The following is a 23,568-nucleotide window of genomic DNA, read 5'->3' as shown; positions in this document are numbered from 1 at the left end:
GTGCCGGCATCCGGTGCCGTTGCGGGCGGCACGTCACGCGCGATAAACGCTCGGGCGAGCGAGACACGGCGGGCCGTGGCGTTTCCAGCTGGCGGGGGCGTTTATTGCGTTGCTCTCCCGCCGAGTCGCGGGGCGCACCGCGTCACGACACGACACGACACGAACGACAGACACAGAACAAGGGATGCCATGACGGCGACGATTCTCGACGGTAAGGCCGCGTCGGCGGCGATCAAGGCGGAGCTCACCGAGCGGGTCGCCGCTCTGCGCGAGCGCGGCGTCGTCCCGGGCATCGCGACGGTGCTCGTGGGCGCCGATCCGGCCTCGCAGCTGTACGTGGGCATGAAGCACAAGCAGTCCGAGGCGATCGGCATGAACTCGATCCAGGTCGAGCTGCCGGCCGAAGCCACGCAGGAAGAGGTCGAGGCCGTCATCGACCGTCTCAACGCCGACCCCGCGTGCCACGGCTACATCGTGCAGCTGCCCCTGCCGAAACACATCGACACCGACGCGATCCTCGAGCGGATCGACCCGGCGAAGGATGCCGACGGCCTGCACCCCACCAACCTCGGGCGTTTGGTGCTCAACGTCAACGCGCCGATCCTCACGCCCCTGCCGTGCACGCCGCGAGGGGTCATCGAGCTGCTGCTGCGCAACGATTACGACCTGAAGGGCAAAGAGGTCGTCGTCGTCGGCCGCGGTGTGACCATTGGCCGCTCGATCGGTCTGCTGCTCACCCGCCGCGAGATCAACGCCACCGTGACCCTCACGCATACCGGAACCGCCGACCTCGCGAAGCACCTTCGCCAGGCCGACGTCATCGTCGCCGCGGCCGGCGTGAAGCACATCGTGCGCGGCGAGGACGTCAAGCCGGGCGCTGCGGTGCTCGACGTGGGCGTCACGCGCGAGACCGACGCCGAGACCGGGAAATCCCGCGTGTTCGGTGACGTGCACCCGGATGTCGCCGAGGTCGCGGGCTTCGTCTCGCCCAACCCCGGCGGTGTGGGCCCGATGACCGTCGCGCTGCTGATGACCAACGTCGTCGAGGCGGCGGAGCGGGCGTCGGCGGTCTGACGTGAACCGTACGGTGCCGCCGCCTGAACAGACGGCGCTGCCGACGCAAGGGTGTACGCGGGATGCCGCGCGACGTGGGATCGTATGAACATGACTGAGTCCGTGCTGAACGACCTCCTCCGCCGCGTGACCGAGAGCGGTCTGCTCGAAGACGCCCAGATCGACGAAGACAGCGTCATCGGGTCGGGACACCTGGATGCCGCCGGCGTCGAGGTGGAGGTCGACCTCGACCCCGAAATCGACGACGAGGACGAACCCGACCTCGACGCGATCGTGACCAACCTGAAGGATGTCCTCTCGGTCAGCGAGGAGCGCTGGCGCGCCATCGTCGAAGAGGTCTCGAGCGACATCGAGGACGCCCTCGACGACGGCGAACTCGACGCCGACGTCGACCTGCGCACCGACCTCGAGGCGATCGGCGTGGGCGTCTTCGCCGACGCGATCATCGTCGTGTTCGCCGGCGAGGCCTCTTTCCCCGACGCGCTCGTACACGTGCAGCTGACGCCCGAGCTCGAGGTCGAAGACATCGAGATCATCGGCGACGACGACGAAGAAGACGACGAGGACTGACTCACGCGAGGGCCGCGGACGTGCGATGACGTCCGCGGCCTTCGCTGTTCCTGCGCGCCGGCTGCCGGCATCCGCTGCCCTTCGAAAAACGCCGTCCCGAGCGAGACACGCCCTTGCGCGGCGTTTCTGACTCGGGACGGCGTTTCTCGCGCTGGGGCGCGTCTGCGGCCCGGCGGCGTCTTGCGAGGAGTTACGCGATCGCGGCGCGCAGCGCTGCGGCGGCGGCGCCCACGTCGGGAGCGCTGTAGATGGCGCTGCCCGCGACCGCGACCTGGGCGCCGGACTTCTGCACGTCGGCGATGCTCGAGGCGTTCACTCCGCCCGCGACCGAGAACGGCACGCCCGAGGCCTCGCCGTCGCGCAGCAGCGTGCCGAAAGTGAAGCCCTCCTCAGCCTGCTCGTCGAGGCCGGCGTGCATCTCGACGAACTCGGCGCCGAGAGCGACGACCTCCTTCGCGCGGGCCGGCTTGTCGGCGACGCCGATGAGGTCGACGACGACACCCTTGCCGTGCTTCTTGGCGGCCTTGACGGCGCCGGCGATCGTGCTGTCGCCGGCCGAGCCGAGGACGGTGATGAGGTCGGCGCCGGCGGTGAAGGCGATGTCGGCCTCGAGCTCGCCGGCATCCATCGTCTTCAGGTCGGCGAAGACGACCTTGTCGGGGTGGGCCTGCTTGATCGCCGTGATGGCGGACAGGCCCTCGCTCTTGATGAGCGGGGTGCCGAGCTCGAGGATGTCGACGTGCGGCGCCGCGGCGGCGGCGAGGTCGAGGGCGGCTTCGGTGGACAGGGTGTCCATGGCGAACTGCAGCTTCATGAGGGTCCTTGCTTTCTGCGGGTGGGTTATTCGAGGTTGGCGTGGCGGGGCCACAGGTCGTCGGCGTCGAGGCCGGAGCGCTGCCAGAGGGCGTCGAAGATCGCGTCGCCCACCAGAACGACGGCTTGCTCGAACAGGCTGCCCGCGTACTGCGCCGACGCGGCGCCGGAGCGATCGAGCTTGGCCGCCGCGGGAACGACGACGAGGGCGTCGGCGGATCGCCCGAGGGGGGAGTCGGATGCCGTGGTGATCGCCGCGATCTTCGCCCCCACGTTCGCGGCCGTGTCGGCGGCCCGCACGATCCCGGTCGTCGTGCCGGAGCCGCTGGCGATGAGGAGCGCGTCACCGGCGCGGATGGCGGGCGTCGTGGTGTCGCCGGCGACGTGCACGTCGAGCCCCAGGTGCATCAGACGCATCGCGGTCATGCGCAGGGCCAGCCCCGAGCGTCCCGCGCCGAGCACGAAGACACGGTCGGCGCCGGTGAGCACGTCGAGCACGCGGTCGAGATCGCCCGGCTCCGCGACGAGGCGGTCGACGACGGATGCCACTTCCGCGGCGATGCGGGAGAGGGAGGTCTCGACGGTGGCGGCATCGCGGGAGGGCATGGCCCCATGCTGCGCCGGGCGCGATGCTCATGTCGCCGGTCGATGGCAGGGGTGGACCTACCCGAACGGGTAGGTGCGAACGATGGGCTAGGTTGGGCCCGTGACCGACGCCCCCGCCCTGCCCTCGCCGGCCTCCCGCGCCCTCGTGATCGAGCACGAGCGCGTCGTCGCCGAGCAGGCCGACCGGCACGCCGTGACCCTCGAATCGGTGCTGGCGATCCTGCGCTCGACCCGTCTCGACGACCGCGCTGCTCGCGCCCTCGCCATCGAAGCCGCCGCGGCCGCTCTCGTCGTGCTGCGCACCTCGACCGACAGCCAGCGCAGCGCGCTGCTCGAGCCCGTCACGGGCGCCTTCGCGCGCCTGCGCAGCGATCTACGGCCCCTCGTTCGTCACGGAGATCTCGACGTGCAGTTCGTCGAGCCGCCGACCACCGGCCGGGCGCTCCCCGGCGAAGTGGCGCACGAGGCGCGCGCGATCGTGCGCAGCGCCGTGCTGGCCCTGCTCGACCGCGGGGCACCGCATCGGGTGCGCATCCAGTGGGACTGCGACGGTCTGAATCTGCTGATCGGCATCCGCGACGACGGGGAGGGGCGCCTCACCGCGCACGACGACTCCCTGCGTCCGATCGTCGAGCGGGTGAGTGCGCTGAACGGGGCGTTCGATGTCGCCTCCACCCCCGGCTGGGGGTCGGAGCTGTCGGTGCGGCTTCCCCTCGACCCGCCGGCGCGACCCGAGTTCCTCGACGACGCGGTCGACCTCAGCCCGCGCGAGCGCGAGGTGCTCAGCCTCGTCGTCGCCGGCTCCCGCAACCGTGCGATCGCGACGCAGCTCGGCATCAGCGAGAACACGGCGAAGTTCCACGTGTCGAACCTGCTCCGCAAGGCCGGTGTGACCACGCGGGCGGAGCTCGTGGCGCTCGGCGCGTCGCGGATGCCCTGACCGCGGCGCGGCCCTGCGAACGCCGTCTCCCGCTGAGAAACGCCGTCTCCCCGCCGAGAAGCGCCGTCTCCGCGCTGAGAAACGCCGTCACCCCGCTGAGAAACGCCGTCTCCCCGGCGAGAAACGCCGTCTCTCCGCTCAGAAGCGGCGTCTCCCCGCTGAGAAACGCCGTTTCGTGGGAGACATGCGGTGAGACGTTGTTTCTTGCGCGGCGGGGCGTTTCTCGCGGAGGAAGCGCCGCCTCAGGCGAGACGCCCTCTGAGTCGCTGGTCTGCGCTCGCGGTGTTCCCCGCCGAGAAAACGCCGTCACCCCGCTGAGAAACGCCGTCTCGTGCGAGACATGCGGTGAGACGCCGTTTCTTGCGCGGCGGGGCGTTTCTCGCGAAGGAAGCGCCGGCTCAGGCGAGACGCCCTCTGAGTCGCTGGCCGGGCGCTCGCGCGGTGTTCCCCGCCGAGGAACGCCGTCACCCCGCCGAGAAACGCCGTCGCGTGCGAGGCACGCGGTGAGACGCCGTTTCTTGCACGGCGGGGCGTTTCTCGCGGGGGGAGCGCCGCCTCAGTAGCTCTCGCGCTCCTCGCCGCGGGCCGTGACGAACCGCGCCGCGAGGGCCTCGGAGGCGCGGGCCAGCAGCGCCACATCGGCGCCCACCGCCACGAAGTCGGCGCCGGCGTCGAGGTAGGCCTCGGCCACCGCGGGGTCGAAGGCGTTCACGCCGACCGGGGTCCCGGCATCCCTTGCCGCGGCGAACACCGCGTGCACCGCGGCGACGACGTCGGGGTGCGACTGCTGGCCGAGCAGACCCATGGATGCCGAGAGGTCGGAGGGGCCGACGAAGACGGCATCGACCCCCTCGACGGCGGCGATCTCGGCGGCGGCGGCGACTCCGGCGGTCGTCTCGATCTGCACGGTGAGTGACACGTGGCCGGAGGCGTCGCCGAGGTAGCCGTCGACGCGGTTCCAGCGCGCGCTTCGTGCGAGGGCGCTGCCGACGCCGCGGAAGCCCTCCGGCGGGTACCGGGTCGCGGCGACGGCGGAGCGCGCTTCGTCGGCCGACGAGACCATCGGCACGATGAGGTTCTGCGCGCCGAGGTCGAGCACCTGCTTGATGACGACCGGGTCGTTCCACGGAACGCGCACGACCGGGGTCACCGGGTAGGCCGCGGTGACCTGCAGCAGGGTGAGCACGGTCTCGAGCGAGGTGGCCGAGTGCTCCATGTCGAGCAGCAGCCAATCGAGGCCCGAGCCCGCGGCGATCTCGGCGGCGACGGGGCTGGCCGAGCACACCCACATGCCCGCGAGGGCACGATCGGATGCCGCGAGCGCGGCGCGGAAGGTCGGGGTCAGACGAAGCGGCACGAGATCGTTCCCATCGGGCCGTAGTCGCAGAAGACGTCGTCGCCCCGCGACACCCACATCGGGCGCGTGAACGATCCTGCCAGGATGATCTCGCCCGCCTCCAGGCGCGCGCCGTGCTGGTGGAACTTGTTGGCGAGCCAGGCGACACCCGTCGCCGGGTGGCCCAGGACGCCGGCTGCGACCCCCGTCTCCTCGATCTCGCCGTTGCGGCTCAGCACTCCGGGGACCCACCGCAGGTCGATCTCGTCGGGACGCTTGTGCACATCGCCGAGCACCATCGCGCCGTAGGCGGCGTTGTCGCTGATCGTGTCGATGATCGTGCGGCCCTCCAGCTCGATATGGGAGTTGAGCACCTCGAGCGCGGGCACGGCGTAGTCGATCGCGGCGAGGGCGTCGTCGAGGGTGCAGTCGGGGCCGGCGAGCGGGTCCTTCAGCACGAACGCGAGCTCGACCTCGATGCGGACGTTGGAGAAGTGCTCGACGGGGACCTCGTCGCCCGAACGGTAGACGGTGTCGTCGAACATCACGCCGTAGTCCGGCTCGGTGATGCCCGTCGCCTGCTGCATCGCCTTGGACGTCAGGCCGATCTTGCGCCCCACGAGCGTACGACCCGCGGCGAGCTGCGTGTCGCGCCAGCGGCCCTGGATCCGATACGAGTCGTCGACCGTGGCATCCGGGAATCTCGCCGTGATGAGTGGGATGACCGAGTGGGTGCGGTCGGCCTCGGCGAGCTCGGCCGCGATGGCGTCGATCTGGTCGTCGGTGAGCATGGGTCTCCTTCTTGTTTCGCGTGAGGGGTCAGGAAGTGTCGCCGGGCGCACGTCTCGGCGACAAAGCTCGACCCCTCACGCGATGTGGGGGGCGTCAGAGCTGGTTGCCGAGCTTGAACTCGGAGGTGGATGCCGCGGCCTCGGGCGCGCGGGTGTAGCTGAAGCCGTCGGCGCCGATGGTCACGGCCATCTCGCTGGAGTCCTCGCGGGCGCGGACCGGCTGCGGGTGGCCGTCGAGGTCGAGCACGAGCGAGCCGTCGGTGTACCACGACGGCACGACGGGGTTACCCCACCAGTCGCGGCGCTGGTTGTCGTGGACGTCCCACGTGATGACGGGGTTGTCGGGGTCGCCGGTGTAGTAGTCCTGCGTGTAGATCTCGACGCGGTGCCCGTCGGGGTCGCGCAGGTAGAGGTAGAACGCGTTCGAGACGCCGTGGCGACCGGGGCCGCGCTCGATGGCATCCGATCGGCGGAGGGCGCCGAGCTTGTCGCAGATGGCCAGGATGTTGTGCTTCTCGTGCGTGGCGAAGCACACGTGGTGCATGCGCGGGCCGTCGCCGCCGGTCATCGCGGTGTCGTGCACGGTGGGCTTGCGGCGCATCCAGGCCGCGTAGACCGTGCCGTCGGCATCCTGGATGTCTTCCGTGACGCGGAAGCCGAGGGCCTGCATGAAGTTGACCGCACGCGGGACGTCGGGCGTGATCTGGTTGAAGTGGTCGAGGCGCACCAGCTCGCCGGGGGAGTGCAGGTCGTAGCGCCACGACAGGCGTTCCTGGTGCTCGGTGTCGAAGAAGAACTCGTACGGAAAGCCGAGCGGGTCGACCACGCGCACCGAGTCGCCGATGCCCTTCGTGAAACCGTTCGGCTCGCGGCGCACGTCGCAGCCGAGCTCTTCGTAGAACGCCACCGCTCTGTCGAGGTCGTCGGAGGACCGCACGCGATACGAGAACGCGGCGACCGCGGCGACCGGGCCCTTGCGCAGCACGAGGTTGTGGTGGATGAACTCCTCGGTCGAGCGCAGGTAGATCGCGTCGTCGTCTTCCTCGGTGACGTGCAGGCCCAGCACGTCGACGTAGAAGACACGGGATGCCGCGAGGTCGGTGACCACGAGCTCCATGTACGCGCAGCGGAGGATGTCGGGCGCGGGAGCCGTCGGGGTGGGGATCGGGTCGTCGGAGACGATGGGCGCCTCCTGGGTCACCCAGAACCCCGAGGAGGTCTTCTGTTCTTCGGTGTGCTTTGCCATTTCGCGTCCTTGCGTGGGAAGTGGTCTGCGGGTCGGGGGTGGCTTCGACAGGCTCAGCCACCGTGTGGCGGGGGAGGTCCCTGAGCTTGTCGAAGGGACCGGGGGTCCGTGGGTCGGGGGTGGCTTCGACAGGCTCAGCCACCGGGGGCGGGCTCAGTCACCGGTGGCGGGCTCAGCCGCCGGCAGAGGTCCCTGAGCCCGTCGATGGGCCCGGGCTCAGTGCCCCTGCGCCTTGCCGAACGTGGGGTTGTGCGCGGGGCCGAGCGTGATGTGCACGGCCTGCTGGTCGGTGTAGAAGTCGATCGAGCGATAGCCGCCCTCGTGGCCGAGGCCCGAGGCCTTCACGCCGCCGAAGGGGGTGCGGAGGTCGCGGACGTTGTTCGAGTTCAGCCACACCATTCCGGCCTCGACGTTCTGCGCAAACAGGTGCGCGCGCTTGAGGTCGCTCGTCCAGACGTAGGCGGCGAGGCCGTACTTCGTGTTGTTCGCGAGGGCGAGCGCCTCCTCGTCGGTGTCGAAGGGGGTGATCGCCACGACCGGGCCGAAGATCTCCTCCTGGAAGATGCGCGCGTCGGGGGAGACGTCGGCGAACACCGTGGGGCGGACGAAGTTCCCCTCCGGGAACTCCTCAGGGCGACCGCCGCCGGCGACCAGGCGCCCCTCGGTCTTGCCGAGTTCGACGTACGACATGACCTTCGCGTAGTGCTCGGGATGCACGAGCGCGCCGACCTCGGTCTCGGGGTCGTCGGGAAAGCCGACCTTCACGCGATCGGCCTGCGCGGCGTAGCGCTCGACGAAGTCGTCGTAGACGGAGCGTTGGACGAGGATGCGGCTGCCGGCGGTGCAGCGTTCGCCGTTGAGCGAGAAGACGCCGAAGATGGTGGCGTCGATGGCGGCATCCAGATCCGCGTCGGCGAAGACGATCGCCGGGCTCTTGCCGCCGAGCTCCATCGACAGGCCCTTCAGGAACGGCGCGGCGTTGGCGAAGATGAGCTGTCCCGTCGAGCTTTCCCCGGTGAAGGAGATGAGCGGCACATCGGGGTGCTTCACGAGCGCGTCGCCGGCATCCTCTCCGAGGCCGTTGACGAGGTTGAACACACCCTCGGGAAGGCCCGCCTCCTCGAAGATCCCGGCCCACAGGGATGCCGACAGCGGTGTGAACTCCGCGGGCTTGAGCACCACGGTGTTGCCGGTCGCGAGTGCGGGGCCGAGTTTCCACGACTCGAGCATGAACGGGGTGTTCCACGGCGTGATGAGGCCGGCGACGCCGATCGGCTTGCGGTTGACGTAGTTGAGCTGACGGCCGGGCACCTTGAAGGCGTCATCGGTCTGGGCGACGATCAGGTCGGCGAAGAAGCGGAAGTTCTCCGCCGCGCGGCGGGCCTGGCCGAGTGCCTGGGTGATGGGCAGCCCCGAGTCGAACGACTCCAGTTCCGCGAGACGCTCGTCGCGCGACTCGACGAGGTCGGCGATGCGGTGCAGCACGCGCGAGCGCTCGCGGGGCAGCATGCGCGGCCACGGACCCTCGGTGAACGCCGTCCGCGCCGCGGCGACCGCGAGATCGATGTCGGCCTTCTTTCCGGCGGCTGCCTGCAGGTAGGTCTGATTCGTCACCGGGTCGAGCACGTCGAACGTGTCGCCGTCGACCGAGTCGACGAACCGGCCGCCGATGTAGTGCTGGATGCGCGCGGGCAGCTCGGCCGGAATGCGGCGGGCGGTGGTCTGCGGGGTGGTCATGCGGGCTCCTTCGTTGGAGGGGTGGATGCCGGTTGTCTGTGCCCCGGGACGGAGGCGCCGGCGGGGCGCGGGGTCATGGCATCCGGGATCAGAATGCGGGAAGGCCGAGCACCTGGTCAGGGTGTTCGTGGATCATGTAGGCGTCGAGCGTGGCCGAACGGTGGCGTCGAGCCGTTTCCTCGATCTCGGCGAGCGGGGCGCCGGTCTCGATGAGCGCGAGGATGTTCTCGTGCTCGCGCACCGACTCGGCGGCGCGGCCCGGCACGAAGCTGAAGGTCGAGTCGCGCAGGTGCCCGAGGCGCGCCCACTCGGCCTGCACGAGTTCGAGCATGCGCGGGTTGGCGCACTTGGCGAACAGGATCGCGTGGAACTCCTGGTTCAGGGCGGTGAAGGCGCGGGGATCGAAGCGCTGCAGCGTCTCGACCATCAGATCGTTGACCCGACGTGCGCGACGCACGTCTTCGGTGGTCAGCGCCCGGGCCGACAGGGCCGTCGCCGCCCCCTCGAGCAGGCTCAGCGCTTGCATGCTGAAGCGGTACGCGGTGTCGTCGACCATCGAGACGCGGGCGCCGACGTTGCGCTCGAACGTGACGAGACCCTCGGCCTCGAGCTGGCGGATGGCCTCGCGCACCGGCACGACGCTCATGTCGAGCTCGCCGGCGATCGACCCGAGCACGAGGCGGTAGCCCGGGGTGAACTCCTGCGAGGCGATGCGTTGTTTGATCCAGTGGTAGGCCTGCTGTGACTTGCTGCGGCTGGGCACCGACGTCGTGCTCGCCGACGTGCCGGGGCGGGACGCGGCGGTCGGGTCATCGGCATCCATCAGCTGTCCCTCTCGCTCTCGTAGCGGGCGCGCCACTCGGCATTCATCGGGAACAGTCCCTCGATCGGGTGACCGGATGCCACCTGTTCGGCGATCCAGGCGTCCTCGGCCTCTTGGGCGAGGGCGGCGTCGGCCACCTCTTCGGCGAGGGCGGGCGGGATGACGATCACGCCGTCGCCGTCGCCGACGAGGATGTCGCCGGGCTCCACGGTGGTGCCGCCGCAGCCGACGGCGACGTCGGTCTGCCACGGCACGTGGCGACGTCCGAGGACCGCGGGGTGCGGGCCGGCGGTGAACACGGGGATGCCGACCGCGGCCACGGCCGCGGCGTCGCGGACGCCTCCGTCGGTGACGATCGCGGCGGCGCCCCGGGCGTGGGCGCGGATGGCGAGGATGTCGCCGAGCGTGCCCGACCCGGTCTCGCCGCGGGCCTCGATGACGATGACCTCGCCCTCGCCGACGGCGTCGAACGCGCGCTTCTGCGCGTTCTGGCCGCCGCCGTGGGTGGCGAAGAGGTCTTCGCGGTGCGGGACGAAGCGCAGGGTCCGGGCGGTGCCGACAAAGCGGCTGCCCGCGGTGAGCGGGTGCACGCCGTCGATCGTGACGTCGTTGAGGCCGCGCTTGCGCAGCTGCCCGCTGAGGGCGGCGACGGGGACGCGCTCGAGCTTCGCGCGCAGCGCGGGGGAGAGGGCGGGGGCCGGGGTCTCGGCATCCGTCACGAGAGCAGGGGATGCCACGGGAACAGGCTGATGCGCCGGATTCTGGCCTGTTGCGGTGGCGTCTCCTGTTCTCGTGGCAGCGGCGGCCGATCCCCACGCTTCGGTGCGCTGGGTGTCGTCGACCGCGGGCAGGGAGCCGATCGCGGCATCGAACGCGCGCTCGCCCTGCACGACCGTGGTGCGGAGCCGGCCGGTCGCGAGACCGCCGGCATCCACCTGCACCTCGACGACCTGGCCCGGCGTGACCACCGACGAACCCGCGGGGGTGCCGGTGAGGATGACGTCTCCCGTCTCGAGGGTGAAGTGCTGCGACAGGTCGGCGACGATCTGGGCGAGAGGGAAGATGAGCCCCGCGGTCGTGTCGTCTTGCACGAGCTCACCGTCGACCCACGTGCGCAGGCGCATGGCGGCCGGGTCGATCGCGCGCGCGTCGAGGAGCGCCGGGCCGAGCGGGGTGTACCCGTCGCCGCCCTTGGAGCGCACGTTCGAGCCCTTGTCATTCGCGCGCAGGTCGTAGAGGCCGAAGTCGTTCGCGGCGGTGACGAATACCACGTGCGACCACGCGGCATCCGGAGTCACCCACCGAGCCGGTTCGCCGATGACGAGCGCGATCTCGCCCTCGAAGGCGAGCAGCTCGGTGCCCGGGGGGCGGACGATCTCGGAGCCCGTGGGGGCCAGCGAGCTCGACGGCTTGAAGAAGTAGGAGGGAGCGGCGGGGCGGCGGCCGCGCTGGTCGGCCCGCGAGGTGTACGCGAGGTGGACCGCGACGATCTTGCCGGGGCGCGCGCCGAGGACGGAGAACCGGGGGTCGGTGTCGGCCATAGAAGCTCCTTCGCGTCGTATGCGAAATCGTATACGATCACGCTCCGGCCGACAAGACTCCCGTCAGCGGTGGCGCGCGGCTGAGCCGGTTCGCCCGCTCGCTGTCGCGGTCGGTCGTGCTTCTCGCGCGGCCGGCCCGCCATCCCGCGGCCGGCCCGCCGTCACGCGGCCGGTCCGCCATCCCGCGGCCGGTCCGCCATCCCGGGCGTGCGAGACTCCTGACTTTTCGCCGCGACAGGATCCGGATGCCGCTGTGTCGGATCGTCTGCGACGAACACTCAGGAGTTCTGTGCGGGTGCGACGTCTCGCTCGTCGGCCAGATCCATCCCCGGTCCATCCAGGGGCCGCCGGACGAAACCGTTGCGCTCATAGAACGCCGCGCGGCCGCGGGCGGCGAAGAGTTGGACGTCGCGGACGCCGCGACGGTGCGCCTCGGCCACGAGCTGCCGGAGGATCTCGGCGCCGACACCGGCTCCGCGGGCGGTCTCGGCGACGATCATCTCGGTCACGAACGCGTGCAGGGCGCCATCGCTGATGAGACGGCCCATCCCGACCAGCGCTCCGGCGTCATCGCGGGCGCAGCACACGATCCAGCTCCCCGCGAGGGCGCGTTCGAAGGTGCCGGGAGGCCACTCGCCCCAACCGGTCTGGGCGTACAGGGCCGCGAACTCCGCGGCGGTCGGGGCGTCGAACGAATACCGCACGTCCCCGACGTTAGCGCGCCGCGATCTCCTCCCAGAACGGCGCGACGACCGCGGCGCTCACCCGCAGGTCGAGCAGGAGGAAACCGCGGTCCTCGGGGGAGCGCGAGACCCAGGATGCCAGCGCCTCGAGTTCGTCGACCGACTCCACCACCGCGCCCTCGGCGCCGAACCCCCGCGCGACGGCGGCGAAGTCGACCTGGGGGATCAGCATCGGGTCGGGATGCAGACCCTTGACGCCGTAGTTGAGGACCTCGGCGCCGTACTGCGCGTCGTTCCACACCACGGCGATACCGCGGCCGCCGGCGACGCGGATCGCCGTCTCGAGGTCGGCGAGGGCCATGAGCCCGCCGCCGTCGCCGGTGCTCAGCACGATCGTGGAGTCGGGGCGGGCGATCGCCGCTCCCGGAACGCTGGGGAAGCCGAGGCCGATCGACTGGTATGCCGTGCCGACCATGATCATGCGGTCGGGTGAGGCGACCGGCCAGTACATGTTCGACCAGCCCATGAAGTGGCCGCCGTCGTGCACGACCACCCGGTCCTCCGGCAGCAGCTCGGCGAGGCGGGCGGCCGCGGTGCGCGGGTCGAGCCGGCCGTCGGGACCGATCCCCTGACCCTCGGGCTGGCGCCGCGCGGCAGTGAGGTCGAGACCATTGCCCCACGTCGACGCGGCTGCGCCGCGCGGGCGCAGGCGTTGCGCGATCGCGACCGCGACGTCGGCGGCATCGCCCCGCACGTACCCGCCGACGTTCGGGTGCGTCGCGGTGGCCGCGAGATCGACCTGGAAGACGCGCGTGCCGGGTGCGAAGAGCTCCCCGAAGCGCATCGTGAACTGGTTCAGGCCCGCGCCGAAGACCACGGCGACGTCGGCCTCGTGCACGAGCTGCATCGCCCCGGGGGCGCCGAAGCCGCCCGCGACGCCGAGGTCGCGCGCGGGGTCGGAGAACAGGCCCCGCCCCAGCGCGCTGGTGGTGGTGAGGGATCCGGTGAGGGCCGCGAGGTCGTCGAGCGCCGGTCCCGCTTCGGCCAACCAGGCGCCGCGTCCGCCGAGCAGGACGGGGCGTTCGGCGGTCGCGAGCGCGTCGGCGATCTGGTCGATCACGCCGTCGGCGTAGGCGTCGAGCGGGGGGTGCTCCGGCGTCACCTGTGGTTCGGCGCCGGGGGCCGTGGCATCCGGGACCGCACCCGCCTCGCGGGTCGCGACATCGTAGGGGATGCCGACGACCACCGGCAGGCGATAGGTCAGGGCGTGCTCGATCGCGATGACGATCGTGGCGGCGGCGTCGCGGTGGCCCACCGTATAGGTGCGGGCGCCGACCGCCGAGGCGAGCGCGATCTGGTCGACGCCCCAGGGTCGGGGGCCCGAGGTCGGCTCGTCGCCGACGATGAGCACGAGGGGCGTGCGCGCCTGCACGGCCTCGGCGAGAGCGGTCAGCGTGTTCGTGAAGCCGGCGCCATAGGTCGCGGTGGCGGCGGCGAGGCGTCCGCATGCGCGGTAGTGCGCGTCGGCGGCGACGACCCCCGCGGCCTCGTGCCGCACGGCGACGAAGCTCGCCCGGGTGTCGCGACCGAGCGTGTCGAGGAAGTAGGCGTTGCCGTTGCCCATGACGCCGAAGACGGTGTCGGTATGGCGGGCGAGGGTGTGCGCGACGTGCGCGGAGACGGTGGGCATGACGAAGGAAGCCTTTCGAGACGGGACGGATGGATGCCGTATGTGTCTCGCGCTGTCCGCGCTACGTGCCCTTTTTTCGAGCAGCGACGCACGACCTCGTGCGCCTGACGGGATCGAGTATAGGGGCAGCCCCCTCCCGGAGCGCCCGCTCCTCGCCCGAGCCCGCGCGTGCCGCGCGTGAGGGGTCACTTTCTGTCGCTTCGGAGGTGCGCCAGGCGACAAGAATTGACCCCTCGCGCGCGCGGACGCGGGCGCCAGAACGCGTCAGAGCGCCTGGCGGATCGCCGCGGCGGCGGCCGTGAGGCGGGCGGCGATCGCGGCGTCGTCGGCGTCCGCCGCGACGTGGACCGCGGCGATCGCCGCGGGCTCGCGGCCCTGCACGGCGAGCGGCACGGCCACGGCCCGCAGTGACGGGACGACCTCGTCGTGGCTCGTCGCCCACCCGCGCTCGGCGGCGTCGGCGATCTCGGCCGCGAGGCGGGCGTCGACGTCGTCAGGCCAGCGCCGCGGCGGGAGCTGGGCGAGGATCGCTCGCCCGGGGGCTCCCCGGGTCACCGGATGCCGCGCCCCCGGCCGCTGCGCCACGGCGGTCACCGCGTGACGCGGCTCGACGCTGGTCAGCGTCACGCACTCGTCGTGGTCGAGCACGACGAGGAAGCAGGTCATGCCGAGCTCGTTCGCGGCGATCGTGAGTTCGGGCAGGGCTTCGGCCTGCAGGTCGGCGGCGACGCCCGCGGCCAGTGCGGCGAGGCCCGTTCCCAGGCGCACGGCGCCCGCGGCATCCCGTGTCACCAGACCGTGGTCTTCAAGCGTGCGCAGGAGCCGGTAGGCGACCGAACGGTGCAGGTCGACGCGGGCGGCGAGGTCGTCGATCGTCAGCGGCGTGCGCGCGTCGGCAAGCTCTTCGAGCAGACGGATGCCACGGCTCAACGTCTGAGAAGCGGGCGGCGCATCTTGCCGTGGGGACATGGGGCGACTAATCTCTCGTTCGATAGCTGAACGTTGCGTTCGAATATAGAACAGCGGCCGCGACGAGGCAACCCCGACATCGACGTCAGGAGAAACGATGCAGTTCCACCATCACGGCTACGTCTCGGGCGACCCCCGCGTGCAGAACGCGGCCGGCACCGGTATCGACAGGCCGGCGGAGCTCCCCGACGAGGTCGACGTGCTCATCGTCGGCTCGGGCCCCGCGGGCATGCTGCTCGCGGCGCAGCTGTCGCAGTTCCCGCAGCTGACCACGCGGATCATCGAGAAGCGCGACGGGCGCCTCGCCGTCGGCCAAGCCGACGGCATCCAGCCGCGCAGCGTCGAGACCTTCGAGGCCTTCGGGTTCGCGAACCGCATCACCGCCGAGGCGTACAACATCGGCTGGATGAACTTCTGGGCCCCCGACCCCGAGAACCCCGACCGCATCGTGCGCCACTCCCGCACCGAGGATTACGCGTACAAGATCAGCGAGTACCCGCACCTCATCGTCAACCAGGCGCGGGTGCTCGACTACTTCGCCGAGGCCGCCGCGAACGGCCCCGCGCGCATCACTCCCGATTACGGCGTCGAGTTCCTCGGCCTCGCCGTGGGTGTCGACGCCGTCGAGGTGCGCGTGCGCGCGGCGACGGGAGAGCGGACCATCCGCGCACGGTACGTCGTCGGCTGCGACGGCGCGCGCAGCGGCGTGCGCCAGGCGATCGGCCGCACGCACGTCGGGGTCGCTGCCCGGCACGCGTGGGGCGTGATGGACGTGCTCGTCGAGACGGACTTCCCCGATTGGCGCATCAAGTGCGCGATCAACGCCGTGGCCGGCAACATCCTGCACATCCCGCGCGAGGGCGGGTACCTCAGCCGCATGTACATCGACCTCGGCGAGGTCGCGGAAGACGACGATCACCGCGTGCGCCAGACGCCGCTCGAGGAGGTGATCGCCCGGGCGAACGCGATCCTGCACCCCTACACGATCGACGTGAGGCAGGTCGCCTGGCACAGCGTGTACGAGGTGGGCCACCGGGTGACCGATCAGTTCGTCGACGACCTCGACAACCCCCGCGTCTTCCTCACTGGAGACGCCTGCCACACGCACAGCGCCAAGGCCGGGCAGGGCATGAACGTGTCTATACAAGACGGCTTCAACCTCGGCTGGAAGCTCGGCCACGTGCTCACCGGCCTCGCCCCCGCCGATCTGCTGCGCACCTACGACGCCGAGCGCCGACCCGTCGCCCAGCAGCTCATCGACTTCGACCGCGAGTGGTCGGCGCTCATGGCCCGTAAGCCCGGCGAGATCACCGACCCCGACGAGCTCGCGACGTACTACCTCGCCACCGCCGAGTTCCCCTCCGGCTTCGGCACGCAGTACGCCCCGTCCGCGATCGTTTCGGGCGACGCGGCGGCGGAGCTGGCATCCGGATTCCCCGTCGGCAAGCGGTTCAAAAGCGCCGAGGTCGTGCGGGTGTGCGACGGCAACCCCGTGCACCTCGGGCATCACGCGAAGGCCGACGGGCGGTGGCGGATCTATGTTTTCGCGGATGCCGCAGGCTCGGCGCTGGCGGAATGGGCGGCGGAGGCGCACCGGATCGTCGAACGTTTCACGCCCGAGGGCGCCGACCTCGACGCGGTGTTCGATGTGAAGGCGATCTTCCCCGGGCGCTGGGAGGACGTCGTCGAGGTGCCGGCGCTGTTCCGGCCGCGGTCGGGCCCGCTCGGCCTCACCGACCTCGAGAAGGTCTTCGCCGCAGCGCCCTCGGCCTGGACGACCAGCGACATCTTCGTCGAGCGCGGCATCGGCGCCGAGGGGGCGGTCGTGGTGGTGCGGCCGGATCAGTACGTCGCCCACGTGCTGCCGCTGACCGACCCCGCCGGGCTCGAGCGATTCCTCGCCGGGGCGATGGCGGCGCACCCGGCATCCGCCGAGCCGGCGGCTACGCGCGTCGCGGCCGGCTCCGGCCCCTCGCGATAAACGCTCCGTCGAGTGAGAAACGTCGGCACGCGTCGTGTCTCGCTCGGATGGGCGTTTATCGAGCGGCCGAGGGGGCGCTGCCCCCCACTCCGGCGCTGCCCCGGGCCCGGGCCCGTCCTGCTGGCCACCGCGGCGAGCACACCGGGCGCCTTGTACGCAACGTATATCGGCACGCGTCCGCGCGCTGAGAAGAATGGGCGAGGAACCCCGCCCCGATCCAGGAGGACTCATGACTGATCCGCGCGAGAGCGAGCTGCTGGCATCCGTGCCCACCGGTCTGCTCATCAACGGCGAGTGGCGTGCGGCCGCGGGCGGCACGACCGTCGCCGTGAACGACCCGGCCACCGGCGACGTTCTGCTCGAGATCGCCGACGCCTCCGTCGATGACGGCGTGGCCGCGATGGATGCCGCGGCCGACGCGTTCCCGTCGTGGGCGGCGACCCCGGCGCGCGAGCGTGCCGAGATCCTCCGCCGCGCCTTCGACCTGCTGCAGGAACGCAAGGAAGACGTCGCGCTGCTGATGACGCTCGAGATGGGCAAGCCCCTCGCTGAGGCGCGTGGTGAGGTCGGATACGGCGGCGAGTTCCTGCGCTGGTTCAGCGAGGTCACCGCCCACACCCAGGGCCGCTACGGCGCGAACCCCGAGGGCACGGGCCGCATGATTGTCACGCAGCACCCGGTGGGGCCCTGCTACCTGATCACGCCGTGGAACTTCCCCCTCGCCATGGCGACCCGCAAGATCGCACCGGCGCTCGCCGCCGGCTGCACGGTGGTCATCAAACCCGCCACCCTCACACCGCTCACCACGCTGTTCTTCGCGCAGATCCTGCAGGATGCCGGCCTCCCGGCGGGCGTGGTCAACGTCGTCACCACCACGAACACCGGCCCGGTGTCGGAGCGCATCATCTCCGACCCGCGCCTGCGCAAGCTCTCGTTCACCGGGTCGACCCCCGTGGGCGTGAAGCTGCTGCAGCAGGCCGCGCCCGGGGTGCTTCGCACGTCGATGGAGCTCGGCGGGAACGCGCCCTTTGTCGTGTTCGACGACGCCGACCTCGACAAGGCGGTCGAGGGCGCGATGCTGGCGAAGTTCCGCAACATCGGCCAGGCCTGCACCGCCGCCAACCGCTTCATCGTGCAGCGCAGCGTCGTCGAGGAGTTCACCCGCCGCGTCACCGAGCGGGTGCAGGGCATGAAGATCGGTCGCGGCACCGAGGAGGGCGTGCAGATCGGCCCCCTGATCGACGACCGCGCGGTCGACAAGGCCAAGACCCTCGTGGGGGATGCCGTCGAGCGCGGCGCCACGGTCACCACCGGCGGGTCGCCGGTCGAGGGCCCCGGCACGTTCTTCGAGCCGACCGTGGTGTCGGACGTGCGGCCGGGCAGCGACATCCTGCGCGAGGAGATCTTCGGGCCGGTGCTCGCGATCATCCCGTTCGACGACGAGGACGACGCCGTGCGCCTCGCCAACGACACCGAGTACGGCCTCGTCTCCTACGTCTTCACCGAGTCGCTCGCCCGCGGTCAGCGCATGATCGACAAGCTCGAGACGGGGATGATGGGCCTCAACGTCGGCGTCGTCTCCAACGCCGCGGCCCCCTTCGGCGGCTGGAAGCAGTCGGGCCTCGGCCGCGAGGGCGGCGACGAGGGCATCCACGAGTACCTGCAGACGAAGTACACGCTGACGGCCAACCCCTACGCGTAAGCCCCGGATGCCACGGCCCCCGCGCTCCATCGAGCGCCGGGGCCGTGGCATCCGCCGTTCGTGTCCTCGATCGGGGCTGCGCCCGCGCGGTGCTGCGCTCCGAAATCTCGGTGACGATCGACGCCCCGGCGGCTCGATCCGGGCGGTTCGTCGCTGATCTTCCGGAGCACGGCACGGCGCCACCGCGGTACCGCCCCGCGGCGCCGCCCGTCCCGTCGCCCCGCCGGGCCCGAGCCCGGATGCTCGGCTCAGCGCCGCGTCGACTCGCCCGGCACCAGCTCGACGGGGACGACAGCCCGGTCGCCCTCGCCGCCCGACATGAGCGTGTCGAGGATGTCCATCGCGCGGGCGGCGATCTTGCCCCAGTCCTGGCGGACGGTGGTGATGGTGGGCGAGATCTGCCGCGTCCAGCCGACGCCGTCGAAACCGCACAGCAGCAGGTCTTCCGGCACCGAGCGTCCCTCCTGCAGCGCGCGGAAGAACGCCCCCACCGCGTGCAGGTCGCTGACGGCGAAGACGGCGTCGACGTCGGCGTCGGTCTCGAGGAGCTCGGCCATGGCGCTCTGCCCGCCGTCCATGCCGTAGTCCTCGCCGATGATGAGCACGTCGTCGGCGGCGAAGCCGCGGTCGGCGAGGCCTGCGAGAAAGCCCTCGCGCCGCTCCTTCGTCGACGGCAGATACCCCTCGCCGCCGAGCATCGCGAAGCGGGTGCCGCCGGCATCGACCAGATGGTGCGCGGCGACGCGTCCGCCGCCGAAGTTGTCGGAGCGCACCCACCCGCCGATGAGCGCCGAGTCGGCGGGCTCGTCGCACGCGACGATCGGCACGGGGCTGGCCTGCAGGCGATGCACGCCCGAGCGCGGCGGTCGAGACGGCGACAGAAGCACTCCGTCGGTGGTGCGGACGAGGTTCTCGAGCGCGTCGAGCTCGATGTCGGGCTGGTAGTCCGACCCGGCGAGCACCAGCGACCAGTCGCGGCGGGCGCCCTCGCGTTCGAACGCGTGCGCCAGCTCGGCATAGGCCGGATGCCGCACGTCGGGCAGCACGATGCCCACCGTCGTCCGGTCGGTGCGTCGACGCCCCGACGCGCGCGGGTACCCGACCCGCTGCGCCGCCTCGAGCACGCGATCACGCAGCTTCGGACTCACCCCGCGGTTGCCGGTGAGGGCGTTGCTGGCGGTGGCGAGGCTGACCTTCGCCTCGGTCGCCACCTCTTGGAGGGTCGGCGTCCGGCCTGGACCGTCGGTCATTCGGCATCCCCCCGCCGCGAGTGTACCCACTCCGGCGGAAGGGAATGGGCCGCCACGGCGCGGACGATGTCGGCCAGAGTCGCCGCCTGCGCCGCGAACGCGCGCGCGCCCCACCCGGCGTCGGCCGTGGTGGGATCGCCGATGACGCCCGACGCCGAGAGGTCGTCGACGTGCCACGGAACGCTCACCGCTCCGAACGGGCGGGTGAGCGATGCGGCGGCCGCGGTGACCTCGGCCAGACCGTCGGCGCGTGCGGCATCCCTTCGCACGGCGGCGGGGTCGAGGGAGAGCATCACGCTCGTCTCGTAGTGGCCCGCGTGGGCGTCCAGGTCGCCGGTCGTCACCCCCTCGGTGAGCTCGGGCGGCAGCGGGAGCCCCGGCACGTGCACGGCGAACGCCGCGAGTCCCCGCCGCTCCCGCAGCTGACGGCATGCGACGTGCAGCAGCTCGGGATTGCCGCCGTGGCCGTTGACGAAGAGCAGGCGACGGATGCCGCTCGCGGCGACGCCGCGGCCGATGTCGTCGGCCAGGGCGAGCAGCGTGTCGGGCGAGAGGCTGATGGTGCCCGGCCGCCCGGCGTGCTCGGGGGAATAGCCGAACGGTATGGCCGGGAGCACCCAGGTCGCGACGTCTTTCGCGACGCGGGCGGACGCCGCCGCCGCGAACGCCGCCGCGATGACCGTGTCGGTGGTCACGGAAAGGTGGGGGCCGTGCTGTTCGGTCGCTCCGACGGGCACCAGTGCGACCCCGTCCCGATCGGCGATGCGCGCGATCTCGGTCGACTCGGGCATGTCAGTGCAGTCCGAGCAGCACCCGCGCCTCGGCCCGTGCCGCGGGATCGGTGTCGTACACGCCTCGCGAGGCGAGCGAGAACGCCGTCGAGCCGACGGTGCGCTCGCCGCGCGCCCACATGCACGCGTGCTGCGCGGTCAGCCTCACGAGCACGCCTTTCGCGTCGAGCGTCTCGGAGACGACCGCGGCGATCTGGTCTGCCAGGCGTTCCTGCATCTGCGGGCGGGCGGCGAGCACACGTAGCATCGCGTCGAAGTCGCCGATGCCCGCCAACGAGCGGTCGGGAAGGTAGACGACCGACACCACCCCCTGGAACGGCAGCAGGTGATGCTCGCACATCGAGGAGTAGGGGATGTCGTGCACGGCGACGGGTCCGGGGTAGACGCCCTCGATGGGCTCGCCGCCGCCGAGCGCGCGATGCGGGTCGCCGTCCATCCCTGCGAACAGGTCGAGGCCGGCGTGCGCGACCCGTCGGGGCGTGTCGACGAGGGTGGGGTGGTCGGTGTCGAGGCCGATCGCGCGCATGTACATGCGGATGCCCGCTTCGGCGGCATCCAGATCGGGGGTGGCGTGCGTGGTGGCGACGGGCATGAGGTCGGTCATGAGACGGCCTTTCGGGGGATCAGTGGAACAGGAGCGCGCTGGCGCGGTCGACGTAGGCGTGGAACTCGGGAGTGCTCGTCATCTCGAGCGTGCGAGGCCGGGGCAGGTCGATGTCGATGACCTCCTTGATGCGACCGGGGCGCGGGCTCATCACCGCGACCTGGTCGCTGAGGAAGACCGCCTCCTGCACCCCGTGCGTGACCATCACGGTGGTCGCGCGCTGCTCGCTCCACAGGCGCTGCAGCTCGACGTTGAGGCGCTGGCGGGTGACGTCGTCGAGGGCGCCGAACGGCTCGTCGAGGAACAGCACGCTCGGGCGCAGGGCCAGTGCCCGAGCGATCGCCACGCGCTGGCGCATGCCGCCCGACAGCTGCCACGGGCGCGATTTCGCGAACTGCTCGAGTCGCACGAGATGAAGCAGCTCGTTCACCCAGTCCTCGTCGACGGGGAGACCGGCGATCTCGAACGGCAGGGCGATGTTGCGCTCGACGGTGCGCCAGGGCAGCAGTGCGTGGTCTTGGAAGGCGATGCCGAAAGCGTGGGTGCGGCGGAGGGCTGCGGGGGTGAGGTCATTGACGGTCGCGGTGCCCGACGTGGGGGTATCGAGGCCCGCGAGCATGCGCAGCACCGTCGACTTGCCGCAGCCCGACGGCCCGAGCAGCGACAGGAACGACCCGCGCGGGGTGTCGAGGTCGACGCCGTCCACCGCGACGACGGGACCGCCGCGGGCCGCGAACTGGCGCGTGAGGGCGCGGATGTGCACACCGGACTCGGTCATGCGTGGCCTTTCTGGGCGGGGGTCGAAGCGCGCGGGGGGAAGCGGCCGGCGAGCAGCAGCGTCTCAGCCGCGACGACCAGGCCGTAGGCGGCGAGCGAGAGCAGCACCGTGATCACCACGAGCGTCCACAGCAGGCCGTAGTCGGAGTACGACTTGCTCGTCAACAGGTTGGCGCCGAGACCCTCGAACGAGAACAGGAACTCGTACAGGGTCGCCGCCGACACGGTCGCGGGGGCGGCCAGCTTCAGCCCGGCGAACAGCGAGGGGAGGGATGCCGGCAGTTGCACGAACCGCAGCAGCGTCCATCGTCCACCGCCGTACGCGCGCACGAGGTCGACCGTCTCGGCGGAGGTCGAGGTGAGACCCGCGCCGATGTTCATCAGCAGCGGGAAGAACGTCACCACCGCAGCCACGGCCGCCGCGGTGAGGATGCCCGAGCCGAAGACGGCGTAGATGACCGGAGCCATGGCGATGAGCGGCACCGTCTGCAGCAGCAGGGCGAGCGGCAGGAAGATCGAGCGCAGCGCGCGCGAGGCGGTGAGGGCGACCGCGCCGATGAACCCGGCGGTGACGCCGAGCAGCAGTCCGACAGCACTGTGCCCGAGCGTCACACCGATCATCGGTGCGAGCGCGGCGCGTCGTTCGCCGGCGTCGAAGGGTTTGCCGCCCCCGTCGACGAAGAGGTAGCGCCACACGTCGATGGGCGTCTTCGCGAGGTAGGGGCTGAGTCCGGAGAGGGTGATCGCGAGCTGCCAGCCCAGCAGGAGCAGCAGCGCGGTGGCGAGCGTGCACAGGGTCGTCCAGACCCAGGCGGGCGTGCGGGTCATCGTGTGCTCCCGGTGTGTGCCGTCCAGGGTGCGAGAAGACGGCCGAGCACGGCGATCGCGCCGTAGCCCGACGCCGAGACGACAGTGGCCAGCAGGGCGATCGCCCACATGCCGGTGTAATCGCCGACGTACTGCTGCGAGATGAGCAGTCGGCCGGCACCCTCGTCGACGCCGACGGTGAAGAATTCACCCGTCATGGCTCCGAGGAACGCCGCCGGAGCCGCGAGCTTCAACGCGGCGAGCAGCGCCGGAATGGCCGAGATCACCCGCACCTTGCGGATCGCCATCGGGGCCCCGCCGCCGTACGCGTGAACGAGATCGATCTGCGCGGGCGCAGCGGAGCGAAGCCCCAGCAGCACCCCCACCACGAGCGGGAACTCCACGGCCAGCAGCGCCAGCACCACGCTGACGGCCCGGCTGCCCGAGGGGCTCAGGAGCACCACGATGGGCGCGATCGCCGCCGCCGGCGCGCACGCCGCGACGACCCCCAGCTGCGAGGCGAACGGACCCAGAGTGGGGGCGATCATGACCAGGATGCCGAGCACCAGCGCGATCACCACCGCGAGGGCGTACCCGGTCAGGGCCGCACCGGCGGTCGCGGCGAGGCCTTCGGCGTAGGCGCCGCCGAACAGCCCGGACAGTGCGCGGGCGAAGACGGGCAACGGGGGAGGCACGGGCCCGGCGCTGCCGTTGGCGCGCTGGTAGACCGTGACGGCGACGATGTGCCAGGCGACCAGCAGCACGGCCAGGCCCGCGGCGCCGTAGAGGACGCCGCGCACAGGTGTCGGGCTCATGACGCGGCGTCCTCTCTGTGCG

The 23,568-nt window shown here is 71.4% G+C and carries 22 protein-coding genes; 5 read left to right on the top strand and 17 right to left on the bottom strand.

Translation table 11 applies throughout. From position 1 onward, the window contains the following. Positions 1 to 189 precede the first annotated feature (189 nt). Together QE410_RS12545 and QE410_RS12540 are read left to right on the top strand one after the other, a co-directional pair. Complete coding sequence (locus tag QE410_RS12545) at positions 190 to 1,074, top strand: bifunctional methylenetetrahydrofolate dehydrogenase/methenyltetrahydrofolate cyclohydrolase (RefSeq protein WP_307332519.1); 885 nt, start codon at positions 190 to 192, stop codon at positions 1,072 to 1,074. Positions 1,075 to 1,164: 90 nt separating this feature from the next. Continuing rightward, a complete protein-coding gene (locus QE410_RS12540; protein ID WP_307332516.1) occupies positions 1,165 to 1,644 on the top strand; it encodes a cytochrome C5 in 480 nt (159 codons plus the stop codon). A gap of 190 nt (positions 1,645 to 1,834) precedes the next feature. Here QE410_RS12540 and hxlA read toward each other — a convergent pair whose 3' ends face one another. Together hxlA and hxlB are read right to left on the bottom strand one after the other, a co-directional pair. Further along, on the bottom strand, positions 1,835 to 2,458 hold the full coding sequence (gene hxlA, locus QE410_RS12535) for a 3-hexulose-6-phosphate synthase (protein WP_058231084.1): 624 nt from the start codon (positions 2,456 to 2,458) through the stop codon (positions 1,835 to 1,837). A gap of 26 nt (positions 2,459 to 2,484) precedes the next feature. Further along, positions 2,485 to 3,063: a 6-phospho-3-hexuloisomerase gene (gene hxlB, locus QE410_RS12530; RefSeq protein WP_307332510.1), complete on the bottom strand. Its 579-nt coding sequence runs from the start codon at positions 3,061 to 3,063 to the stop codon at positions 2,485 to 2,487. 100 nt (positions 3,064 to 3,163) lie between these two features. Here hxlB and QE410_RS12525 point away from each other — a divergent pair, with 100 nt between their 5' ends. Continuing rightward, complete coding sequence (locus tag QE410_RS12525) at positions 3,164 to 4,003, top strand: LuxR C-terminal-related transcriptional regulator (RefSeq protein WP_307332507.1); 840 nt, start codon at positions 3,164 to 3,166, stop codon at positions 4,001 to 4,003. A 556-nt stretch (positions 4,004 to 4,559) separates the two neighbouring features. On the opposite strand, the gene QE410_RS12520 is transcribed toward QE410_RS12525, so the two are convergent. The 9 genes from QE410_RS12520 to QE410_RS12480 form a co-directional block, all read right to left on the bottom strand. Beyond that, a complete protein-coding gene (locus QE410_RS12520; RefSeq protein WP_307332504.1) occupies positions 4,560 to 5,360 on the bottom strand; it encodes an aldolase/citrate lyase family protein in 801 nt (266 codons plus the stop codon). Further along, complete coding sequence (locus QE410_RS12515; RefSeq protein WP_307332499.1) at positions 5,345 to 6,130, bottom strand: fumarylacetoacetate hydrolase family protein; 786 nt, start codon at positions 6,128 to 6,130, stop codon at positions 5,345 to 5,347. The genes QE410_RS12520 and QE410_RS12515 overlap by 16 nt, the downstream gene beginning before the upstream one ends. A 94-nt stretch (positions 6,131 to 6,224) precedes the next feature. After that, positions 6,225 to 7,376 (bottom strand): 3,4-dihydroxyphenylacetate 2,3-dioxygenase, encoded by a 1,152-nt coding sequence (gene hpaD, locus QE410_RS12510; protein ID WP_307332496.1) that lies wholly within the window; start codon positions 7,374 to 7,376, stop codon positions 6,225 to 6,227. Between the two features lie 216 nt (positions 7,377 to 7,592). Beyond that, positions 7,593 to 9,113, bottom strand: coding sequence for a 5-carboxymethyl-2-hydroxymuconate semialdehyde dehydrogenase (gene hpaE / locus QE410_RS12505; RefSeq protein WP_307332493.1), 1,521 nt, complete (start codon positions 9,111 to 9,113; stop codon positions 7,593 to 7,595). Between the two features lie 88 nt (positions 9,114 to 9,201). Then, positions 9,202 to 9,936 carry a GntR family transcriptional regulator gene (locus tag QE410_RS12500; protein WP_307332490.1) on the bottom strand — a complete coding sequence of 245 codons (735 nt, stop codon included), beginning with the start codon at positions 9,934 to 9,936 and terminating at the stop codon, positions 9,202 to 9,204. Then, positions 9,936 to 11,477 carry a fumarylacetoacetate hydrolase family protein gene (locus QE410_RS12495; protein WP_307332487.1) on the bottom strand — a complete coding sequence of 514 codons (1,542 nt, stop codon included), beginning with the start codon at positions 11,475 to 11,477 and terminating at the stop codon, positions 9,936 to 9,938. Before QE410_RS12495 ends, QE410_RS12500 begins: the two co-directional genes overlap by 1 nt. A gap of 278 nt (positions 11,478 to 11,755) precedes the next feature. Further along, positions 11,756 to 12,181: a GNAT family N-acetyltransferase gene (locus tag QE410_RS12490; RefSeq protein WP_307332484.1), complete on the bottom strand. Its 426-nt coding sequence runs from the start codon at positions 12,179 to 12,181 to the stop codon at positions 11,756 to 11,758. A gap of 10 nt (positions 12,182 to 12,191) precedes the next feature. After that, a complete protein-coding gene (locus QE410_RS12485; protein WP_307332483.1) occupies positions 12,192 to 13,850 on the bottom strand; it encodes a thiamine pyrophosphate-binding protein in 1,659 nt (552 codons plus the stop codon). Between the two features lie 264 nt (positions 13,851 to 14,114). Further along, on the bottom strand, positions 14,115 to 14,819 hold the full coding sequence (locus QE410_RS12480) for an IclR family transcriptional regulator (RefSeq protein ID WP_307332480.1): 705 nt from the start codon (positions 14,817 to 14,819) through the stop codon (positions 14,115 to 14,117). Between the two features lie 97 nt (positions 14,820 to 14,916). Between QE410_RS12480 and QE410_RS12475 the strand changes: the two genes are divergently transcribed. Beyond that, the gene (locus QE410_RS12475) at positions 14,917 to 16,800 is read left to right on the top strand and encodes an FAD-dependent monooxygenase (protein WP_307332477.1); all 1,884 of its coding nucleotides are present in this window, start codon (positions 14,917 to 14,919) and stop codon (positions 16,798 to 16,800) included. 229 nt (positions 16,801 to 17,029) lie between these two features. Continuing rightward, positions 17,030 to 18,502: an NAD-dependent succinate-semialdehyde dehydrogenase gene (locus tag QE410_RS12470; protein WP_307332474.1), complete on the top strand. Its 1,473-nt coding sequence runs from the start codon at positions 17,030 to 17,032 to the stop codon at positions 18,500 to 18,502. Between the two features lie 248 nt (positions 18,503 to 18,750). Here QE410_RS12470 and QE410_RS12465 read toward each other — a convergent pair whose 3' ends face one another. Genes QE410_RS12465 through QE410_RS12440 form a run of 6 tightly spaced genes read right to left on the bottom strand, consistent with a single transcriptional unit; the run spans position 18,751 to position 23,546 of the window. Then, entirely contained in the window at positions 18,751 to 19,752 is a 1,002-nt protein-coding gene (locus QE410_RS12465; protein WP_307332471.1) for a LacI family DNA-binding transcriptional regulator, read from the bottom strand. Next, positions 19,749 to 20,543 (bottom strand): creatininase family protein, encoded by a 795-nt coding sequence (locus tag QE410_RS12460; RefSeq protein WP_307332469.1) that lies wholly within the window; start codon positions 20,541 to 20,543, stop codon positions 19,749 to 19,751. The genes QE410_RS12465 and QE410_RS12460 overlap by 4 nt, the downstream gene beginning before the upstream one ends. Before the next feature lies 1 nt (position 20,544). Beyond that, the gene (folE, locus tag QE410_RS12455; RefSeq protein WP_307332466.1) at positions 20,545 to 21,147 is read right to left on the bottom strand and encodes a GTP cyclohydrolase I; all 603 of its coding nucleotides are present in this window, start codon (positions 21,145 to 21,147) and stop codon (positions 20,545 to 20,547) included. A gap of 19 nt (positions 21,148 to 21,166) precedes the next feature. Then, entirely contained in the window at positions 21,167 to 21,925 is a 759-nt protein-coding gene (locus QE410_RS12450; RefSeq protein ID WP_307332463.1) for an ABC transporter ATP-binding protein, read from the bottom strand. Next, a complete protein-coding gene (locus QE410_RS12445) occupies positions 21,922 to 22,752 on the bottom strand; it encodes an ABC transporter permease (protein WP_307332460.1) in 831 nt (276 codons plus the stop codon). Before QE410_RS12445 ends, QE410_RS12450 begins: the two co-directional genes overlap by 4 nt. Beyond that, a complete protein-coding gene (locus QE410_RS12440; RefSeq protein ID WP_307332456.1) occupies positions 22,749 to 23,546 on the bottom strand; it encodes an ABC transporter permease subunit in 798 nt (265 codons plus the stop codon). The genes QE410_RS12445 and QE410_RS12440 overlap by 4 nt, the downstream gene beginning before the upstream one ends. Between the last annotated feature and the right edge of the window lie 22 nt (positions 23,547 to 23,568).

This window comes from Microbacterium sp. SORGH_AS_1204 (assembly GCF_030818935.1).
Lineage (GTDB): Bacteria > Actinomycetota > Actinomycetes > Actinomycetales > Microbacteriaceae > Microbacterium.
Note: the sequence above shows the minus strand (reverse complement) of the source record. Positions and strands in the feature narration are given on the sequence as shown.

What these genes read in the sequence shown, in the direction of transcription:
- QE410_RS12545 (WP_307332519.1), top strand. Translation starts at nt 190, where the DNA reads ATGACGGCGACGATTCTCGACGGTAAGGCCGCGTCGGCGGCGATCAAG.
- QE410_RS12540 (WP_307332516.1), top strand. Translation starts at nt 1,165, where the DNA reads ATGACTGAGTCCGTGCTGAACGACCTCCTCCGCCGCGTGACCGAGAGC.
- hxlA (WP_058231084.1), bottom strand. Translation starts at nt 2,458, where the DNA reads ATGAAGCTGCAGTTCGCCATGGACACCCTGTCCACCGAAGCCGCCCTC.
- hxlB (WP_307332510.1), bottom strand. Translation starts at nt 3,063, where the DNA reads ATGCCCTCCCGCGATGCCGCCACCGTCGAGACCTCCCTCTCCCGCATC.
- QE410_RS12515 (WP_307332499.1), bottom strand. Translation starts at nt 6,130, where the DNA reads ATGCTCACCGACGACCAGATCGACGCCATCGCGGCCGAGCTCGCCGAG.
- hpaD (WP_307332496.1), bottom strand. Translation starts at nt 7,376, where the DNA reads ATGGCAAAGCACACCGAAGAACAGAAGACCTCCTCGGGGTTCTGGGTG.
- hpaE (WP_307332493.1), bottom strand. Translation starts at nt 9,113, where the DNA reads ATGACCACCCCGCAGACCACCGCCCGCCGCATTCCGGCCGAGCTGCCC.
- QE410_RS12500 (WP_307332490.1), bottom strand. Translation starts at nt 9,936, where the DNA reads ATGGATGCCGATGACCCGACCGCCGCGTCCCGCCCCGGCACGTCGGCG.
- QE410_RS12495 (WP_307332487.1), bottom strand. Translation starts at nt 11,477, where the DNA reads ATGGCCGACACCGACCCCCGGTTCTCCGTCCTCGGCGCGCGCCCCGGC.
- QE410_RS12485 (WP_307332483.1), bottom strand. Translation starts at nt 13,850, where the DNA reads ATGCCCACCGTCTCCGCGCACGTCGCGCACACCCTCGCCCGCCATACC.
- QE410_RS12480 (WP_307332480.1), bottom strand. Translation starts at nt 14,819, where the DNA reads ATGTCCCCACGGCAAGATGCGCCGCCCGCTTCTCAGACGTTGAGCCGT.
- QE410_RS12475 (WP_307332477.1), top strand. Translation starts at nt 14,917, where the DNA reads ATGCAGTTCCACCATCACGGCTACGTCTCGGGCGACCCCCGCGTGCAG.
- QE410_RS12470 (WP_307332474.1), top strand. Translation starts at nt 17,030, where the DNA reads ATGACTGATCCGCGCGAGAGCGAGCTGCTGGCATCCGTGCCCACCGGT.
- QE410_RS12465 (WP_307332471.1), bottom strand. Translation starts at nt 19,752, where the DNA reads ATGACCGACGGTCCAGGCCGGACGCCGACCCTCCAAGAGGTGGCGACC.
- QE410_RS12460 (WP_307332469.1), bottom strand. Translation starts at nt 20,543, where the DNA reads ATGCCCGAGTCGACCGAGATCGCGCGCATCGCCGATCGGGACGGGGTC.
- folE (WP_307332466.1), bottom strand. Translation starts at nt 21,147, where the DNA reads ATGACCGACCTCATGCCCGTCGCCACCACGCACGCCACCCCCGATCTG.
- QE410_RS12450 (WP_307332463.1), bottom strand. Translation starts at nt 21,925, where the DNA reads ATGACCGAGTCCGGTGTGCACATCCGCGCCCTCACGCGCCAGTTCGCG.
- QE410_RS12445 (WP_307332460.1), bottom strand. Translation starts at nt 22,752, where the DNA reads ATGACCCGCACGCCCGCCTGGGTCTGGACGACCCTGTGCACGCTCGCC.
- QE410_RS12440 (WP_307332456.1), bottom strand. Translation starts at nt 23,546, where the DNA reads ATGAGCCCGACACCTGTGCGCGGCGTCCTCTACGGCGCCGCGGGCCTG.